At 72.7% G+C, this 18,242-nt stretch carries 13 protein-coding genes and 1 tRNA gene; 7 read left to right on the top strand and 7 right to left on the bottom strand.

Annotated features, from left to right (window positions below; genetic code table 11):
* Window positions 1-22 precede the first annotated feature (22 nt).
* Together ACOOHE_RS14730 and ACOOHE_RS14725 are read right to left on the bottom strand one after the other, a co-directional pair.
* Window positions 23-2,161 (bottom strand): hypothetical protein, encoded by a 2,139-nt coding sequence (locus ACOOHE_RS14730; protein WP_420454842.1) that lies wholly within the window; start codon window positions 2,159-2,161, stop codon window positions 23-25.
* A 194-nt stretch (window positions 2,162-2,355) separates the two neighbouring features.
* On the bottom strand, window positions 2,356-3,141 hold the full coding sequence (locus tag ACOOHE_RS14725) for a cytidine deaminase (protein ID WP_420454841.1): 786 nt from the start codon (window positions 3,139-3,141) through the stop codon (window positions 2,356-2,358).
* A 191-nt stretch (window positions 3,142-3,332) separates the two neighbouring features.
* Between ACOOHE_RS14725 and ACOOHE_RS14720 the strand changes: the two genes are divergently transcribed.
* Window positions 3,333-3,415 (top strand) — tRNA-Leu (locus tag ACOOHE_RS14720).
* A 262-nt stretch (window positions 3,416-3,677) separates the two neighbouring features.
* A complete protein-coding gene (locus ACOOHE_RS14715) occupies window positions 3,678-6,485 on the top strand; it encodes a Calx-beta domain-containing protein (protein WP_420454840.1) in 2,808 nt (935 codons plus the stop codon).
* A gap of 92 nt (window positions 6,486-6,577) precedes the next feature.
* Here ACOOHE_RS14715 and ACOOHE_RS14710 read toward each other — a convergent pair whose 3' ends face one another.
* The 3 genes from ACOOHE_RS14710 to ytxJ form a co-directional block, all read right to left on the bottom strand.
* On the bottom strand, window positions 6,578-7,033 hold the full coding sequence (locus ACOOHE_RS14710; protein WP_420454839.1) for a hypothetical protein: 456 nt from the start codon (window positions 7,031-7,033) through the stop codon (window positions 6,578-6,580).
* Window positions 7,034-7,142: 109 nt separating this feature from the next.
* On the bottom strand, window positions 7,143-7,910 hold the full coding sequence (locus ACOOHE_RS14705; protein WP_420454838.1) for a redoxin domain-containing protein: 768 nt from the start codon (window positions 7,908-7,910) through the stop codon (window positions 7,143-7,145).
* 8 nt (window positions 7,911-7,918) lie between these two features.
* A complete protein-coding gene (gene ytxJ, locus ACOOHE_RS14700; protein ID WP_420454837.1) occupies window positions 7,919-8,257 on the bottom strand; it encodes a bacillithiol system redox-active protein YtxJ in 339 nt (112 codons plus the stop codon).
* A 136-nt stretch (window positions 8,258-8,393) separates the two neighbouring features.
* Between ytxJ and ACOOHE_RS14695 the strand changes: the two genes are divergently transcribed.
* From ACOOHE_RS14695 to ACOOHE_RS14675, 5 genes are all read left to right on the top strand, one after another.
* The gene (locus ACOOHE_RS14695) at window positions 8,394-10,190 is read left to right on the top strand and encodes a M3 family oligoendopeptidase (RefSeq protein ID WP_420454836.1); all 1,797 of its coding nucleotides are present in this window, start codon (window positions 8,394-8,396) and stop codon (window positions 10,188-10,190) included.
* 372 nt (window positions 10,191-10,562) lie between these two features.
* On the top strand, window positions 10,563-12,719 hold the full coding sequence (locus ACOOHE_RS14690) for a helix-turn-helix domain-containing protein (protein WP_420454835.1): 2,157 nt from the start codon (window positions 10,563-10,565) through the stop codon (window positions 12,717-12,719).
* 58 nt (window positions 12,720-12,777) lie between these two features.
* Window positions 12,778-13,569: a rhomboid family intramembrane serine protease gene (locus tag ACOOHE_RS14685; protein WP_420454834.1), complete on the top strand. Its 792-nt coding sequence runs from the start codon at window positions 12,778-12,780 to the stop codon at window positions 13,567-13,569.
* Between the two features lie 96 nt (window positions 13,570-13,665).
* Entirely contained in the window at window positions 13,666-14,061 is a 396-nt protein-coding gene (locus ACOOHE_RS14680; protein WP_420454833.1) for a T9SS type A sorting domain-containing protein, read from the top strand.
* Between the two features lie 131 nt (window positions 14,062-14,192).
* On the top strand, window positions 14,193-15,089 hold the full coding sequence (locus ACOOHE_RS14675) for a DUF3667 domain-containing protein (protein ID WP_420454832.1): 897 nt from the start codon (window positions 14,193-14,195) through the stop codon (window positions 15,087-15,089).
* A gap of 62 nt (window positions 15,090-15,151) precedes the next feature.
* On the opposite strand, the gene ACOOHE_RS14670 is transcribed toward ACOOHE_RS14675, so the two are convergent.
* Entirely contained in the window at window positions 15,152-17,716 is a 2,565-nt protein-coding gene (locus ACOOHE_RS14670) for an ATP-dependent Clp protease ATP-binding subunit (RefSeq protein WP_420454831.1), read from the bottom strand.
* Between the two features lie 91 nt (window positions 17,717-17,807).
* A complete protein-coding gene (locus ACOOHE_RS14665; RefSeq protein WP_420454830.1) occupies window positions 17,808-18,218 on the bottom strand; it encodes a HesB/IscA family protein in 411 nt (136 codons plus the stop codon).
* Window positions 18,219-18,242 lie beyond the last annotated feature (24 nt).

The following is an 18,242-nucleotide window of genomic DNA, read 5'->3' as shown; positions in this document are numbered from 1 at the left end:
GGGCCCTCGCTGGGCCGGACGCCTACACCATCCCGATCCGCTTGCGCCAGACCCATTCGACGGTGAGCAGCGCGAGCGCGACGGCCAGGAGCCAGCCGATGTCGAGGAGCGGCGTCTCGTCCTCCCGCACGAGGGGCCGGTCGGCCAAGGCGCCCGACTGGCGCAAGCCGCCGACGAACGCGCCCAGCGAGTCGAGCCCGACGACGGCGCCGCCCGAGCGGACGGCCACCTGGCGCATCAGCGCGGGGTCGGCGCCGGGCTCGCGGAACTCGGCCGCCAGCCGGCCCACGCCGAACGTGCCCCGGTCGTCGCCGAGGCGCTGGCCGCCCCTCGTCGCCTGGGCCGTGAAGGCGTACGAGCCCGGCGGGCGGACGCCCAGGTCGGCCACGTAGCGGCCGTTCCCGAGCGGGCGCATCGTGGCCCGCTCGACGGCCCCGCCGGGCGCGCGGACGGTGAGCTCCAGGCGGGCGTCGTCGATGGGCGCCAGCGACTCGCCGTAGACCTGGCCCGTGAACGTGACCCGGTCGCGCTCGCCGAACAGCGCCCGGTCCGGGCGGACGCGGACGGGCCGCCGGTCGCGCGTCGCCGTGGTCCACCGCACGAGCCGGTCGACGAGCTGGCCGTAGACGCCGCGCAGGTCGTCGAGGTCGTCGGGCAGCGTCCGCCAGCGCCACGAGCCGGCGCCGAGCAGGGCCGCCGAGCGGACGCGCCCGTTCTGGCGGACGACCAGCAAGGGCGCGTCGAGCGTGCTCCCCCCGCGGCGGACGGTCGCCAGGACGCGGGCGCCGGGCTGCAGCGCCCAGCGCGTCGAGGTGACGGCGAGCGGGGGGAGGGCCCCGAGCCGGGCCGGCGCGACGCCGAGGTCGAAGACGGGGTGGGCCTCGCCGGCGGCCGTCGGCGCGAGCGACACCTCGACGGCGCCGCCCCGCGCCTGGGCCGGCGCCACCGGCAGCACGTCGCCGAACGTGGCGCCCAACCGCGAGACGTCGGTCGCCGAGGTCTGGATGAACAGGGCCGGCAGGCCACCGCCGACGGCTTGAGCGAGGCGCTGGGCCGTGGCCGGGTCGGCGGCGGCGCCGGGGTAGCCCGCGAGGATCAGCAGGTCGAACCGGCCGAGCGCGTCGGGCAGCGCGCCCTCGTAGAACTGGCCCGGCGCCCGCTGCGTGCGGACCGTGAGGTCGACCGAGCGGTCGGCGTCGAGCGTCGCCCTCAGCGCGGCGAGGTCGGGGCTCGGCCCGGCGGCGACGAGCAGGACGCGGCGGGCGTCGTCGAGCACGCGGACCGTGACCGTCCGGGTGTTGTTGCGCGTCGTTGCCTCGCCCGCCAGCGGGCCCACGGCGATGGTGTACCGGCGGACGCCCGGCGCCGTCGGCGTGACCGTGAGGTCGACGACGGCCTCGGCCCCGTCGGTCGGGACGGCGACGGTCTGGCGAGCCAACACGCGCCCGCCGGACGAGACGGTGACCGACGCCGTCTGGCCCTCAAAGCCGGTCGCTCGGACGCCGGCCTGGATCGGGAGCGGGCTGGCGACCCGGGCCACGTCGTTCGTCACGGCCCGCTCGAGCCGGACGTCCCGCGACGACACGCTGTCGCCGGCGACGGCGGTCCAGATGGGGACCGAGAACCGCTCGGCGAGGTAGGCCGGGTTCCGCCCGTCGGTCACGCGGCCGTCCGAGACCAGGACGACGCCGCGCAGGTTGCGCCCGGCAAAGTCGGCCTCGACGCGGGCGAGGGCGGCGGCCACGTCGGTCCGCTCGCCGGCGAACGCCAGGCTGTCGCCCGGCAGCGCCGAGCCGGCCGGCGCGGCGTCGGACGAGAAGCGGTAGAACCGGAGCGCGGCGTCGGCCGGGAGTCCGTCGAGCGCGGCGCGGACGCGGTCGGCCGGGGTGGACCCGTCGGGCCCCAACGTCAGGCTCTCGCTGTCGTCGACCAGGACGGCCAGCAGCGGCGGCTCGCCGGTCCGCGTGACGCGCCGCCAGACGGGGTCGACGAGCAGGACGAGGACCAGGAACAGCGCGGCGAATCGGAGCGCGGCGAGCCCGGCGCGCCGGGGGCCCGAGACGGCCGGCGTGCTCCGCCCGTAGCTCCACCACGCCAGGGCCCCGGCGGCGACGGCGGCGACCGCCAGCACGACGGGGGAGACAGCGAACGTGAGATCCACAGGCGGGGACGGCGTGAGCGGGCGGAACGGCGGCTGCGGGGCGGGATTGCGTTCCCGCATTCGCGAGCGGTCCTCAGCGGGCGGTCGAGAGCCCCGGCCGTGGCGGAGGATAGAGGGTGGAGAACGGTGGGGGCATGGCCTGGGCGGTCTTTCCTCGTCCTCTGCCCTCTACTCTCGACCGATTCACCAGAAGGCTACCGGATCCCGCCCTGCCGTCCCAGCGCGCGGCCGTCGAACGCGCCGGGCAAGAGCGCCTCCGGCGTCGTGACCTCCGGGGCCTCAGCCCCTCGCCAGACCACCACGGCGCAGCCCGGCGCCAGCTCGGCGAGGACCTGGCGGCACCCGCCGCAGGGCGTCCCGCCCGGCGCCTTCGAGCACGCCACGTAGACCCGGCGGATCGGCCCGAGCCCAGCCGCGACGGCGCCCACGAGCGCGGTCCGCTCGGCGCACAGCCCGCGCGTCCAGTCGCCCGCGACCTCGACGTTCGCCCCGACGACCAGCCGCCCGCCGTCGTCCTCGACCGCCGCGCCCACGGGGAACGCCGACGCCGGGACGACGGCGCGGTCGGCCGCGGCGAGCGCGAGCGCGGCCCCGCCCTCGACACTCGGCGGCGGCGGCAGGTCGACCGTCAGCCCCACCGGCTCGCCGGGCTCGGGCCGGTCCACGTCGGTGCGGACGGCGAGGTCGGGCGCCGCGAGGGCCCACGCCCCGCCGGCGGCCTGCTCGATCTCGCCGAGCCCGGTGGGCCCAAACGGCACGCTCGCGGCGACGGCGACGACGGTCTCTCCGGTGAGGGCCGCCAGCGCCAGGGCGCCCTGGAGCGCCGAGATGGTGAGGGGGAACGAGGCGTTCTCGATCCGGGGCGCGGCGACCCAGCGCCCGTCCGCCAGCAGCGCCGCGACGCCGACGGGCCTCCCGGAGTAGGGTACGTGGGAGCGTGGGGCGCAGGCCTGGGCGTGGGCGCGGAGACGGTCGGGCATAGGGGCTGGATCGGGGCGCCTAGCTTACGCCTGGAGCACGTTCTCTGCCGGAACCGTGGGGTCACGGCCAGAGCCATCGCAGCCTCCGCTGGCGCTCAGGATGACAAGGTGGGGCGAGGTTGCGATAGCCCTGAGAGCGAGGTCCGAACGGCTTCCGCAAATGACTCGTCGGGCTATCTTCCGGGGGCCACGGGGGCGTGGTGGAATTGGCAGACACGACGAGCTTAAGCCTCGTTGCCCAAGCGGCTTGCGGGTTCGAGTCCCGCCGCCCCTACTCCGGCCACGACGTCGGCGACGTTCTGTTCGAGCCATCGTTCCGACGTTCTCTGGGTGGGCGGAGTGTGACGATCAGGTCAGATCGGCGTGCCCGGAGCGGGCGTAGGTGGGTCAATCACAACGATGTGGGCAGACCCGCACGGAGGGCACGCGGACGAGCCGTCTTCCCGGGTCCGATCTGGCGCACGGCGCGGGTACATTCCGCGTGCGATCCCTCGCGGTCGCCTGTCCCCTGGCCGTCTCTCCCCCCCGCCCCTGCCATGTCCCGCTTCGCTACGCTCGCCCTGCTGCTGATCGCGGCGCCCGCGCTCGCCCAGCCGACCGTCTCGCTCTCGGCGTCGCCGACGACCATCACCGAGGCCAACGGCACCTCGACGCTCACGCTCACGCTCTCGGCCACGGCCGCGACGAACACGACCGTCACGCTCAACGCGGCCGGCGACGGCGACGCCTACACGCTGGCGTCGTCGACGGTCACGATCCCGGCGGGCCAGACGACGTCCACGACGACGCTCCAGGCGAAGCAGGACAACGACTTCGACGACGAGACCGTCGTCGTCAGCATCACCAGCGTCTCGGGCGGCGGCGGCGCGACCGAGAACGGGAACCAGACGGCCACCATCACGATCACCGACGACGACATCCCGACGGTCCGGCTGGCGGTCAGCCCGTCGACGATCACCGAGGGGCAGACCTCGACGATCACCGCGTCGCTCCCGTTCGGGGCCACGGCCGACGGCGCCATCACGGTCGCGCTGGGCTACAGCGGCGGCTCGGGCCGGTTTACGGCGCCGGGCCAGCTCATCATCCCGGACGGGGCCAACAGCGGGACGGTCACGTTCACGTCCACCGACAACACGACGAACGACGGCAACGCGACCGTCACGGTCACCATCGACGGCGTCGCGGGCGACGGGACCGAGGACGGCAACCAGTCCAAGACCATCACGATCCAGGACAACGACGCCCCGCTCGCGACCGTGAGCTTGACGACGAACCGGACGTCGGTCGCCGAGAACGGGGGGACGGCCACGCTGACCGTCCGGCTCTCGAAGTCGGTCACCCAACCGACGACGGTCACTATCGGCGCGACCGGCGACGGCGACGCCTACACGCTCGCCCCGACGACGCTCACCATCCCGGCGGGCCAGCGGGAGGCCACCGCCACGCTGACCGGCGTCAACGACCCCGACTTCGACTCGGACGTGATCCGGGTCTCGATCGACGCGGTCACGGGCGGGGACGGCGCCATCGAGAACGGCAACCAGTTTGTCGACATCATCGTCACCGACGACGATACGCCGGCCGTGACGCTCTCGGCCAGCCCGCTGTCCATCGCCGAGGGCGACTCGACGACGGTCACCGCGGCGCTCCCGGCCGGCGTCAACGCCAGCGCCGACATCACCGTCCGCCTCACGTACGAGTACGACGACGACGACGGCGAGGACGACCCCACGAACGGCGCGGGCGAGTTCGGCGCGCCCGACCGGATCGTGATCAAGCAGGGGGCGAACTCGGGCTCGATCCGGCTCGGCGCCACCGACGACACCGACGACGAGCTCAACGGCACCCTCACGGTCTCGGTCGCGAGCGTCACCGGGCCCGGAAAGGAGGACACCGACCAGGAGGTCGAGATCAGCATCGTCGACAACGACAACGCGCCCGGGGTCACGTTCGACGCCGTCCCCCGGGTCATCGCCGAGAGCGGCGGGACGTCGGCGCTGACGGTCACGCTGACGAACAAGAGCGACCGCGTGGTCAAGGTGGCCCTGAGCTACTTCGGCTCGGCCTCGCGCGGCAACGACTACACGGCGCCGGACACCGTCTTCGTCCAGCCCGGCCAACTCACGGGCTCGGCCCCGCTGACGTCGATTGGCGGCGACGACAACAACGAGCAGATCATCATCCAGGTCGAGACCGTGGTCAACGGGACCGAGACCGGCGACCAGCTCGCGTTCGTCACGCTCAACCCCGACCTCAACCAGGCCACGGCCTCGTTCGTCGAGACCACGCTCGAGGCCGACGAGGACGACGGCTCGGTCACGCTCCGGCTCCGGCTCAGCGAGGCGTTCGCGACGGCCAAGACGGTCCGCGTGACGCTCGACGCCGACAGCTCGTCCGGGACGTCGGCCGACCTGGGCGGGTTCTCGTCCCAGACCGTCACGTTCGCGGCGAACGCCACGACGGCCTCGCTCTCGATCCCGATCTCGAACGACGGCTTGCTCGAGGACGACGAGACGTTCGTGTTCCGGATCACGTCGACCGACGCCGAGATCCGGGCCGACGCCGCGGTGGCCACGCTGACCGTGACCGACGACGACACCGAGACGGCCTTGGTCATCAACGAGTTCGACTCGATCACGGGCGCCGGCGACTCCGAGTTCGTCGAGCTGTTCTCGGCCGGCGGTGGGGGCCTGGCCGACGGGCTCGCGATCGCGTTCTACGACACCGACTCGACGGCCGTCTCGGTCAGCGACCTCGACGGGTTCGAGACCGACGACGACGGGTACCTCGTCCTGCGCGACGTCGACGCCGGCGTCTCGATCCCGGACCAGTTCCTGGGCGTGGCCCTGTTCCGCGGCAACGGGCCCGCCGTGGGCTCGCTGTTCAACCCGGCCAGCCCGTCGCTCGTCGACGCCGTGTTCCAGGACGAGGCCGCCGCCGCCGCCGAGCGCGGCCGGCTGGCGCGCGAGGGCTCGCTCCAGCGCCAGGACACGGGCAGCTACGCCTTCGTGGCCCCGCCCACGCCGGGCGAGGAGAACGGGATCGGGGCGGCCGTCTCGACGGTCGACGGCCCGGTCACGGAGCCGGTCGTCGGCGACGTCTTCCCGAACCCGTCGGCGGGCCGGTCCGCGGTCGAGTTCGCGGTCCCGACGGCCCAGCACGTCCGGGTCGCCGTGTTCGACGCGCTCGGCCGCGAGGTCGCCCTGGCGTACGACGCCCCGGCGCCGTCGGGCGCGGCCGTCCGCGTGGCCCTGTCCGGGCGGTCGCTCGCGCCCGGCGTCTACGTCGTCCGCGTGACGGGCGAGACGTTCGCCGAGACCCGGACGCTGACGGTCAGCCGCTAACGCCGGTGGTTCAGTGCGTCGGTGAGTCGGCTCGATGCGGACCGTTCCGCCCAGACCGACTTACCGACGCATTGGCCCACTGACGTACCGGCTCAGACCGCCAGCCGGATGACGGGCGTGCCCGGCGCGGCGCGCATCGTCGGGCCGGCGTCGGTGTCGCCGTAGTACGTCTGGTTGATCTCGCGGATGGTGCGGACGGCCTCGGCGAGCGTCGCGTCGCGCTGATCGGTCCGCCGGCGGACGCGGGCGTTGGCCCGGGCCACGGCGTCTTCGAGGTGCCGCTTGTGCTTGTCGACGTAGTCCTGGGGCGAGGCGAACAGGACGAGCCCGCGGCGGGCCTCGTCGCTCCCGGCGACGCGCAGGACGCCGACGCGGGCGTTCCGCTTGCGGGGGTAGCTGGTGAGCGCCCACTCGTGGTGGAACGCCTCGATCCAGGCCTCGTCCGGCGGGGCGGAGAGGCGCAAGGCGATGGACGTGATGGTGTCGCCGGCCTGGGACGTCGCGACGGCGTCTTCGTACAGGCCGACGATGCGGAGGTCGAGGGACATGGGGAGGTGCGGTGGGAGACCCGAAGGTCAGCCCGCTCCCCGGTCTCCCAAAGGGGGGCGCCTCCCGACGCGGCCTCCAGCGTCGATCCTCAGCAAACCCTCAGCCGCCTCAGCCCCGGACGCCGCCCGAGCGGAGGGGGCGGTCGCGAGCCACAGGCGCCGGCTCGACGGCCGTGATCGTCCCGTCGGCATCGGCGACGAAGACGGCGACGTAGCCCCAGCGCGTCGCCCGGCTGGCGGCCTCGGCGGCGTCGGGGCCGACGAAGGCGAGCGGCGTGCCGAGGTCGGCCGGGAGGTCGAGCGCCGCCAGCGTGTCGGCCGCGACGCGGAGGGCGTGGGGAACACCCGGCGAGCCGCGCTCGCTTAGGTCGACGACGACGCCGCCCAAGGCGACGAGCGCGTCCAGCGTCTCGGGGTCCGGCCACGAGACGGTCGCGGCCACGTCCGCCTCGGCCAGGACGGGGCTCGCGAGCGCGAACAGGTCGTCGCCCGAGTGGGGGAGGGCCCGGCCCCGCACGGTCCCCTCGCCGTCGACGACGACGGCGAGGGCGGCGCCGTCGTAGCCGAACGCCCGGGCGGCCTCGTCCTCGGCCCCGTCGACCGAGACGGCGACGACGGCGGCGCCGGCCGCCTCGAGGTCGCCGAGCGCGTCGGCGAGGGCGGCCCACGCCTCGGCGTCGTCGGCGGCGGCGAAGTGCAGGACGACGGGCCGGCCCGCCAGCGAGGCGAGGTCGACCGGCCCCTCGGCCGTCGGCAGGACGACGGCGGGCGCGGCCTCGCGCGTCGGCTGCACGACCGTCGCGTCGGGCGCGGACGGGTCCGGCCCGCACGCCGCGAGCGCGAGGAGGGAGCCGAGCAGGCCGAGACGACGGAGCACGGGAGTCCCTAGTTCGAGGCGGCGGCGTCGCGCAGGGCGTCGAGGCGGACCGACCCGTGGTTCTTGACGTCGACGGCCTCGCCGTCTTTGATCAGGATGGCCTGGGGCGTCTCGTGCTGGACGTGGAGCTGCTCGGCGAGGTAGTTCGACACGTCGCGGGCGTACTGGACCACGACGGCGTAGAGCGGCGGGTCGCTGTCGCCTTCGAGCCCGACGAACTCCATCTGGCCCCGGGCCGAGATGGGGCACGCGATCGAGTGCTTGAGGAGGTAGACCGGGGCGTCGCGCGACGCCTCGAGCATCGCGTCGGCGTCGGCGGTGGTGGAGAGCTCTTGGACCTGGGCCATGGGGGGATCGGCGTGTGCGGCGGGCCGTACCTTCGGCATCGCCCTCGCGACGCCCGCCGACCCGTCCCGGAAGGTAGCGCCGTCGCGAGGCCGTGGCTCCGACGACACCCGGGGGAATCCCCCATCTCGACCCTCTATGCCTGCCGAACACGCCGAGCTCACCGGCGCCGAGGAGGTCCGCTGGGACCTCGCCGACCTGCACCCGTCCGACGACGCTCTCTGGACGGACCTCGACGCGGCCGAGGCCCAGGCCGCCGACCTCGCGGCCCGCTACCGCGGCCACCTCGCCGACCTCGACGCGGGCGCTCTCGCCGACGCCTTGGCCGCGCTCGCCGACGTCCACGACCGCGCCGGCCGGGCCTACACCTACGCCTACCTCGCCTGGAGCACCGAGACGGAGTCGCCCGAGGCCGGCGCCCGGCTCCAGCGCGTCCGCGAGGCGTACTCGCGGATCGGGCAGGAGCTCCTGTTCGTCGACGTCGAGTGGGCGCGGATGGACCCCGACCGGGCCCGGGCGCTGACGGAGGCGGAGGAGCTGGCGCCGTACCACCACTACCTCGAGCTCAAGACGGCGGCGCGCGACCACGTGCTCTCGGAGCCCGAGGAGCGGATCCTGTCCGAGAAGTCGGTGACCGGCTGGAGCGCGTGGAACCGGTTCTTCGACGAGACGCTGGGGGCCGCCCGCTTCGTCGTCCGCGGCGAGGCGCTGCCGCTCCAGCAGGCCACGTCCAAGCTCCACGACGCCGACCGCGGCCTGCGCCGCGACGTCCACGACGCCGTGACGGCCGGGCTCGTCGACTTGCAGCGGCCGCTGAGCTACGTGTTCAACACGGTCCTGGCCGACAAGGCGTCGAGCGACCGGCTCCGGGGCTACGACTCGTGGATCGCGAGCCGGAACGAGGCGAACGAGATCGACGGGGCCTCCGTCGACGCGCTCGTCGAGGCCGTCACGGGCCGGTACGATCTGGTCGCCCGGTTCTACCGGCTCAAGCGCCGGCTCTTGGGCCTCGACGAGCTCTTCGACTACGACCGCTACGCGCCGACGGCCGAGGCCGCCGCGTTCGTGACCTGGGACCGCGCCCGCGAGATGGTCACCTCGGCCTACGCCGACTTCGACGCCGAGATGGGCGCCGCCGTCGAGCGCTTTTTCGCCGAGCGCTGGATCGACGCGCCGCCCGAGCCGGGCAAGCGGGGCGGCGCGTTCAGCCACGGGGCCGTCCCGAGCGCCCACCCGTACATCCTGATGAACTACACGGGCCAGCTCCGCGACGTCCAGACGCTGGCCCACGAGCTGGGCCACGGCGTCCACCAGTTCCTCGCCCGCGACCAGGGCGTCTACCACGCCGACACGCCGCTCACGACGGCCGAGACGGCGTCGGTGTTCGGCGAGATGCTCACGTTCCAGCGGACGCTGGGCGCGCTCGACCGCCCCGAGGACCGGCTCGCGCTCTTGGTCGAGAAGATCGACGACACCATGGCGACCGTCTTCCGCCAGGTCACGATGAACCGGTTCGAGGCCCGGATCCACGCCCACCGCCGCGACCGCGGCGAGCTCGCCCCGGACGACTTCGCCGCCCACTGGACGAGCACGCAGGCCGCGATGTACGGCGACAGCGTGACGCTGACCGAGGGCTACCGGACGTGGTGGAGCTACATCCCCCACTTCGTCCACACGCCGGGCTACGTCTACGCCTACGCCTTCGGCGAGCTGTTGGTGCTCGCGCTCTACGCGCGGTACCAGTCCGAGGGGCCGGGCTTCGCGCGTCAATACCGCGACCTCCTGGCCGCCGGCGGGTCGGACTGGCCGCACGTGCTCGTGGGCCGGCTCGGCATCGACCTCCGGGACCCCGGCTTCTGGGACCGCGGGCTCGACGCCATCGAGGTACTGGTCGCCGAGGCCGAGGCGCTGGCGGCGCGGCTGGACGAGGGGTGACGCCGAGCGTGGTCGGCGGGCAGGGCGGGGGGAAGAGCCGTGCGGGAGCCCGCAGTCCTCCGCAGTCGGACCGGCTTCGGTTTGAGGGGACGGGGCCTCTGGCTCATGCCCCGTCCCCCGCGCCCTCCCGAGATATCCAGGGCTATCGCATACTCCCCCCATCTTGTCATCCTGAACGAAGTGAAGGATCTCAACGCCGACGTTGGAGGCCATCGGAGCCGGCGCGGCAGGTCTCGGACTTCGAGTCGAGATCCTTCGCATTCGCTCAGGATGACACGGTAGGCGAGGATGCGGTAGCCCTGCCGAGATATCCACACCGGCCAGATCGGAGGCGGTTGGGCGCTATGTTGACGCGGGCGCCCGTCTCCCCCCATGCCCTCGACCACCTACGTCGCCCGCCGGCCGGGGCCGTTCTCGGCCCTCGTCCAGGCGTCCGAGATCGGCGGACTCCGGCTCGATCCGCACCCGCCTGTCCGCGTCCTCGACCGGGTCTACGACACCGACGACGGGGAGCTGCTGCGGCGCGGGCTGACGCTGCGCGTCCGCGAGCGGGAGGGGACGGCCAGCGTCACGCTCCGCCCGGTCGGTGGGGGCGACGCCCCGTCGTTCGACCTCGACGTGCCCGCCGGAGAGCCCGGCGACGGCCCGCTCCGGCTGCCCCCAGGCGCGCTCGCCGACGCCGTCCGCGCGGCCGTCGGCGACGACCCGCTCCGGCCGCTCCTGACGCTCCGCCAGTATCGGACGCCCCGGGCGGTCCACGACGGCGACCGCGTCGTGGGCGCCCTCTCGTTCGACGTCGTCGTGTACGAGGTGGCCGGGGCCCGCGTCGTCTCGAACGAGATCGAGGCCGAGGCCGCCGACGCGGACGTGCTCGCCGCGTTCGCCCTGGCCTTCCAGACCCACGGCCTCGAACCGACCGACCGGCCCAAGGTCGCTCGGGGCCTCCGGCTCGTGCGCCGGACGCTCGCCCAGCCCGCGCTCGTGCTGCCCGACGAGGTCCGCCGCCTCGAAGTGGCCGTCGACTCCGACCCCGACCCGTCCGTCCGCCGACGCGCCCGGGTGGTCTTGCTCGACGCCCGCGGCTTCCGTCCGGACACGATCGCGTCCCAGACCGGCCTGAGCATGGCCCGGGTGCAGCACTGGCGCGAGCGGTTCCGGGAGGTCCGGTTGGGGATGCTCGACCCCGACCCGGCCCCGGTTGCCCCCCGGACGCCTCGGCCCTCGGAGCGGCGCCCGGCCGACGACGCCCCGCCGCCGCTCCGGCCCGTCCCGGACGCCGCTTCGGAGCCGCCGCCGGGACGGCCGGAGGGGGACGGCGTCTCCGTCGGGGAGCCGCTCGTGGTCCCGCCGCTGGTGCCCGACATGGCCTCCCTGCTCGACCTCTTCAGCCCTACGGCTCCCGACACCCCCTTCTTCGACGGACACCTGGACGACGCTGAGGACCCGGACGACGCCGAGGGGAGGGGGCCGCAAGCGCCGGCCACCGATGCCGGGCGTTCTGCGCTCGGTCGTCAGGATCGGTACCCGGTCGTCCTCGGCCCTGTCGCCCCGGAGCGCGTGTCAATCACGGAGGAGGTGGCCGACGAGCCCCCGGCGTTCGTCGACGTCGACCTGAGCCGGCTCCGCCGGGCCCGCCCCCTGCCCGCTCCCCGTCCGAGCCTGCCGCCGTCGGCAGGTGCCGTTCGGGCGGTCCCGCCGCGGCCCCTCGTTGACGGCGGCGCCCCGCTGCTGGAGGCCGCCGAGGTCCTGCTCGCCCACGCGGTCGCCGCGTTCGACGCCCAGGCCGAGCGGTTCCTCGGCACCCGGGCCCCGTCCGACGCCCGCCGGCTCCTGGTCGCCGCCCACGGCGTCCGGCTGACCGTCGAGACGGTCGAGCCCGTGCTCCCCACGGAGTCCGCGCGCCGGCTCGTCGCCGGGCTCCGCCCGCTCGTGGCCGACCTCGACACGGCCCTCGACACGGCCCGGGCCGCGCTCGCCGCCGACGGCCGGGCCGACCTGGTGCGCCGTACGTCCGTGGCGCTGGCGACGGCGGCGGACCGGCTCGACGGCGTGCGCGAGTCCTGGAGCGCCCAGGCCCGCCGGCTCGTCGCGCGGCTCGCGGCCCAAAGCGCCAGCGGCGTCCGGCGCAGCGACGACGCCCCGCTCGGCGACGACTTCGTCGGGGCCCCCGGCGACGCGCCGTCGCCGACGCGGCTCCGCCACGTGCTGGGGTCGGAGGTCTGGCGGAGGTTCGAGGACGTCCTGGCCATCGAGGACGACCTCGACGCGCCGACGGTCGCCGTCGCGTCGCACCTCGCGGTCGCGCTGAGCGGTCTCCGGTTTGTCGCCTCGCTGGTAGAGACGCCGGATCGGGCGGTGGCTGCCCACCTCGTCGCCGCGCTCGTCGAGGCCGAGGCGGCGGTCGTCGCGGCCCGGGATCGGTACGCGGCCGGGGACGCGCGGGCGCTCGACGGCCTGGCCGAGGTCTGGGGCGACGTCACTTCGCCGTCGGCCAAGGACCGTCTCGCCGCCCTCATGGCGACGATCTAGGCCGCCGGGGACCCGAACGCACGGACGGTCGGTTGGCGCCCGCCCCTCCGCCCTCCGAATGCTCTTCCCGATCAGCGACGACGACCGCCGTCTCGACGGCCCCGCGTGGGCCACCATCGTGCTGTTGGTCGCGAACGTGTTCGTGTTCGTGTACCAGCTCAGCGACCCCGCCTTCACCTACGGGTGGAGCGTCGTCCCGCACGAGCTCGTGACGGGCCAGGACTTGGTCAACGCCCAGCCGATCCCGGAGGAGGACCCAAACGTCCAGATCACGTCGGCGCAGCAGATCCCCCAGCGGCCGGGGCCGGGGCCGGCGCCGCTCGTGTACCTGACCGTCTTGTCGGCCATGTTCATGCACGGCGGGTTCGGCCACATCGCCGGCAACCTGCTCTACCTCTGGATCTTCGGGGACAACGTGGAGCACCGGTTCGGGACGGCTCGGTTCGTCCTGTTCTACCTCGTCAGCGGGGTGGTGGCGACCCTCGTCCAGGTGGCGATGCACCCGGCGGGGCTGGTCCCGAACCTCGGCGCGAGCGGGGCCATCGCGGGCGTGCTCGGGGCGTACCTCGTGCTGTTCCCGCGCAATCGGGTGAACGCGGTGTTCATTTTCCGGATCGTCTCGGTCCCGGCCGTGGTCGTGCTGGGGTTGTGGATCGGGTTGCAGTTCTTCAACCAGTGGGGCGCGACGGCGGCGACGGAGGAGACCGGGGGCGTGGCCTACGGGGCCCACATCGGCGGTTTCCTGACGGGCATGGCCCTCGGGCTCGTGATGCGGATGACCGGGACGACCGAGCGGCCCAACCGTCTGAGCCGGGCCGAGGCCGCCCCGGGCAACCGCCGGCTGTGGTAGGCACGCCTCTTGCCCGTCTCCTGACGATTCCCTCACACGGATCCGTTTGGAACTCCCCCGCGTTGACCCGATATTGACCGAGGACTCCCTCCGCCGATGACGCCTTTCTACTCCCTCCGACGCTTCGTCGCGGTCGCCGTGGTGGCGGTCGCCACCGTCGCTGCGCCCGCGCACGCCGCCGTCGTGGACGCCGAGCTCTCGCTCGTCCACACCGACGACACGCCGCAGCCGTTCCGGCTCTCGGCCCCGAGCCCGAACCCGTTCACCTCGTCGACCCGGCTCACGCTGACCGTCGAGCAGGCCACCTCGCTGTCGGTCGCCGTCCACGACGCGCTCGGCCGCCGCGTGGCGCTGCTCCACGATGGGACCGTCCAGGCCGGGACCTACACGTTGCGCGTCGACGCGAACGACCTGCCGCCGGGCCTCTACCTCGTCCGCGCCACGGACGGCCGCGGTCAGACGGCCACGCGCTCGGTGTCGCTGGCCCGCTAAGGCCCGACTTCGCCAGCCTCTCGTAGCGCCGGCTCCCGCGATGGGGGCCGGCGCTTTCTTTTGGGGTCGGGGAGGAGCGGAAAGGGCCCGGCGTGGCCGAGTATGTTCCGAGGGATTCCGTCTCCCACGCCGTGTCCGATCTCGTCCTCGACCGACCTGTCCCCGGTGCGGAGGAGGAGTCCACGGGACTAGCTCGGTGCGCGGCGTGCGACGAACCGCTCGTCGGCGCGTACTGCCACGAGTGCGGCGAGCGCCGGCCCCGACCCGAGGACGAGTCGCTGGCGGCGTTCCTCCGCGACCAGTTCCACGAGGTCACGAGCGCCGACGGACGGCTGTGGCGCTCCGTCAAGGCGCTGTTCGTGCCGGGCACGCTGACGACCGAATACTTCGCCGGGCGTCGCGGGCTGTACGTCCGCCCCGTCCGGCTGTTCTTGGTCGTCAACGTCGTGTTCTTCCTCTGGATGAGCAACTTCGGTGCGCAGGCGTTCCTGGGCGACCCCGGCCTGTACCGCAGCAACCCCGCCTTCGACGCCCGGATGACGGAGGCGGTCAACGACGCCGGCGTCACCGCCGAGCGTTACGACGCCGCGTTCCGCCAGCGTGCCCGGGCGCTGGCGCCGACGCTGATCGCTGTGTTCGTCCCGGCCTACGTGGCCTTCATCGCCCTGATCCTCGTGCGGACGGGCCGTCCAGTCGTCCGACACGCGGTGTTCGCGACGCACTTCGTGGCCGTGCTCATGGCGTCGTCGGTGCTCATCACCGCCGTCTTGGCCGCCCCGCTCCTGGCAGTCCTGTGGCTCACCGGCGACGTAGCCTACGACCTCAATGACGCGGTCATCCTGCCGACGATGCTCGTGGCGTGGTCGGCCTACCTTGTCCTCGCGTTCCGGCGCGTCTACGGACTGGGGTGGTGGGGCAGCGCCGCCGCCGGGTTGTCGACGGCGACAGTGGGGACGCTGGTGGCGATGGAGGTCTACCGGCTCGTCTTGTTCTACGTCACGCTCTGGACGCTCGACGTGCCGGCGTGAACACCAAACGCCCCGCTGGCGACGAGCACCAGCGGGGCGGGATCAGGGACGAGGCGAGGAGGCTAGTCCTCAGTGGCCGGGGCCTCGGGCTCCGGCTCCTCGGTGGCCTCGTCCTTCGGGGTGGCCTTCTTCTTCGCCTTCTTCGTCTTGAACGAGAGCTCGTCCTCGCCGGCCGTGTGGTCGACGGAGATCTTGGCCCCTTCCTGGAGGTCGTTCGTCAGGATGGACTCGGCCATCGGGTCCTCGACGTACTTCTGGATCGCGCGGCGGAGCGGGCGGGCGCCGAACTGGGGGTCGAACCCCTTCTCGACCAAGAACTCCTTGGCCGCGTCCGACAGCTCGATCTCGATGCCCAGATCCTCGACGCGCGCGAAGAGGTCCGTCTGCATCACGTCGATGATCTCCAGGATGTGCGACTTCTCGAGCGGGTGGAAAACGATGACGTCGTCGATCCGGTTGAGGAACTCCGGGTTGAACACCTTCTTGAGCGCGTCCTCGACGGTCGACTTCATCTTCGAGTAGTCGAACGTCTCCTCCGTCAGTGAGAAGCCGATGCCCTTGCCGAGGTTCTTGATGTCGCGCGCCCCGATGTTCGAGGTCATGATGATGATCGTGTTCCGGAAATCGACGCGGCGGCCGAGCCCGTCCGTCAGGATCCCGTCGTCGAGCACCTGGAGCAGGATGTTGAACACGTCCGGGTGCGCCTTCTCGATCTCGTCGAGCAGCACGACCGAGTACGGCTTGCGGCGGACCTTCTCGGTCAGCTGGCCGCCCTCCTCGTAGCCGACGTAGCCGGGAGGCGCCCCGACCAGCCGCGACACGGAGAACTTCTCCATGTACTCCGACATGTCGATCCGGATGAGCGCGTCCTGGCTGTCGAAGAGGTACTCGGTCAGCCGCTTCGCCAGCTCCGTCTTCCCGACGCCCGTGGGCCCGAGGAAGATGAACGAGCCGATGGGCCGCTTGGGGTCCTTGAGCCCGGCCCGCGTCCGGCGGATGGACCGGGACAGCTTGACGAGCGCCTCGTCCTGCCCGACGACCTTCCCCTTGAGCATCTCCTCCATGTTGAGGAGCTTGGCCCCCTCGGTCGTCTGGACGCGGTCGACCGGCACGCCGGTCATCATGGCGACGACGGCCGAGATGTCGCGCTCGGTGACGGGGTAGGTCTCGTCCTCGGCCTGGCGCTCCCACTCGTCCTTGACGTTCTCGAGCTCCTCCTGGAGCTTCTTCTCCCGGTCGCGGAGCTGGGCGGCCTTCTCGAAGTTCTGCGACTTCACGACCTGGTTCTTCTCCTCCTTGACCGCCTCGATCTGCTCCTCGAGCTCGACCACCTCCGGCGGCACCTTGATGTTGGCGAGGTGGACGCGCGCGCCGGCCTCGTCGAGCACGTCGATGGCCTTGTCCGGCAGGTGCCGGTCGGTGATGTAGCGCTCGGAGAGCTTGACGATGAGCTCGATGGTCCCCTCGTCGTACTCGACGTTGTGGTGGTCCTCGTACTTGCCCTGGATCTGGGTCAGGATCTCGACGGCCTCCTCGGGCGTGGCCGGGTCGACCAGGATCTTCTGGAAGCGGCGGTCGAGCGCCCCGTCCTTCTCGATGTACTGGCGGTACTCATCGAGGGTCGTCGCGCCGACGCACTGGATCTCACCGCGCGCCAGCGCCGGCTTGAACATGTTCGAGGCGTCGAGCGAACCGCTCGCGCCGCCGGCGCCGACGAGCGTGTGGAGCTCGTCGATAAAGAGGATGACGTCCTGGTTCTTCTCGAGCTCCGTCATCACGGCCTTCATCCGCTCCTCGAACTGGCCGCGGTACTTCGTCCCGGCCACGAGCGCGGCCAGGTCGAGCGTGACGATCCGCTTGTCGTACAAGACGCGCGAGACCTTGCGCTGGACGATCCGGAGCGCCAGCCCCTCGGCGATCGCCGTCTTGCCCACGCCGGGCTCGCCGATCAGGACCGGGTTGTTCTTCTTGCGGCGCGAGAGCACCTGGGCCACGCGCTCGATCTCGACCTCGCGGCCGACGATGGGGTCCAGCTTGCCTTCCTCGGCCATCGACGTCAGGTCGCGGCCGAAGTTGTCGAGGACCGGGGTCTTGGACTTCTCTGCCATCTCTCGTTTGCTGCTGCTGGACGAGCGGGAGCGCCCGCGGCCCGAGCTGGGCTCGTCGGTCGCGGCGCGGGGGGAGGCCTTCCCGCTCAGGATGGAGTCGAGCTCGGCGCGGACGGCGTCGTAGCTCACCGAGAACGCCTGCTGCAAGATCTGGGCCGCGACGTTGTCCTCGTCGCGGAGCAGGCTCAGCAAGAGGTGCTCGGTCCCGATGACGTCGCTCTTGTAGAGCTTGGCCTCGAGGTAGGTGATCTTCAGGACCTTCTCGGCCTGCTTCGTCAGCGGGATGTTGCCGACGGTGAGCGTGCCGCCGGTCGACCGGACGGTGTCCTCGACGGCCTTCTTCAGCTTGAACAGGTCGCACCCGAGGTTCCGGAGGATCTTGACGGCGATCCCCTCGCCCTCCCGGATGATGCCCAGGAGCAGGTGCTCGGTCCCGATGTAGTCGTGCCCGAGCCGGATCGCCTCCTCGCGGGAGTACGAGATCACGTCGCGGACGCGGTTGGAAAAGTTGCCTTCCATAAGAATGGGGTACGAGGTACTCGGTACGTGGTACGGGTGGAGAGCGTGGGGCGTACCTCGTACCAGGTACCCCGTACCCGCCCGTAGGGGCTTAGGCGGCAAAGGAAGAACCGCAGCCGCAGGTCTGGGTCGCCTGGGGGTTGTCGAAGACGAACCCGCGCGCGTCGAGGCCGTCGTGGTAATCGACCGTCGTGCCCATGAGGTACAGCCCGTGGCGCTTGTCCATGAACACGGTGATCGGGCCGGCCGGGTCGTCGGCGTCGAGCTCGAAGGCGAGGTCGTGGTCCCGGCGCTTGTCGAAGCCCAGGACATAGCTCATGCCCGAGCACCCGCCGCCCTTGACGCCGACGCGCAGGCCGTACTCGGCCGGGATCTGCTTGTTGGCGACGATCCGGCGGACCTCGCTCGCCGCCCGGTCGCTCAAGCGGACGGGGGAGGGGAGGGCCGGGGCGCCAGCGGGCGGAGTGGGCGCGGGTGCCGTCGGAGTCGCAGTCGTGCTCATGGGTCCGGGATAGAGAGAGCGTCG

The organism is Rubrivirga sp. (genome assembly GCF_965213695.1).
Lineage (GTDB): Bacteria > Bacteroidota > Rhodothermia > Rhodothermales > Rubricoccaceae > Rubrivirga.
This window is presented reverse-complemented; position numbering and strand designations above follow the sequence as displayed.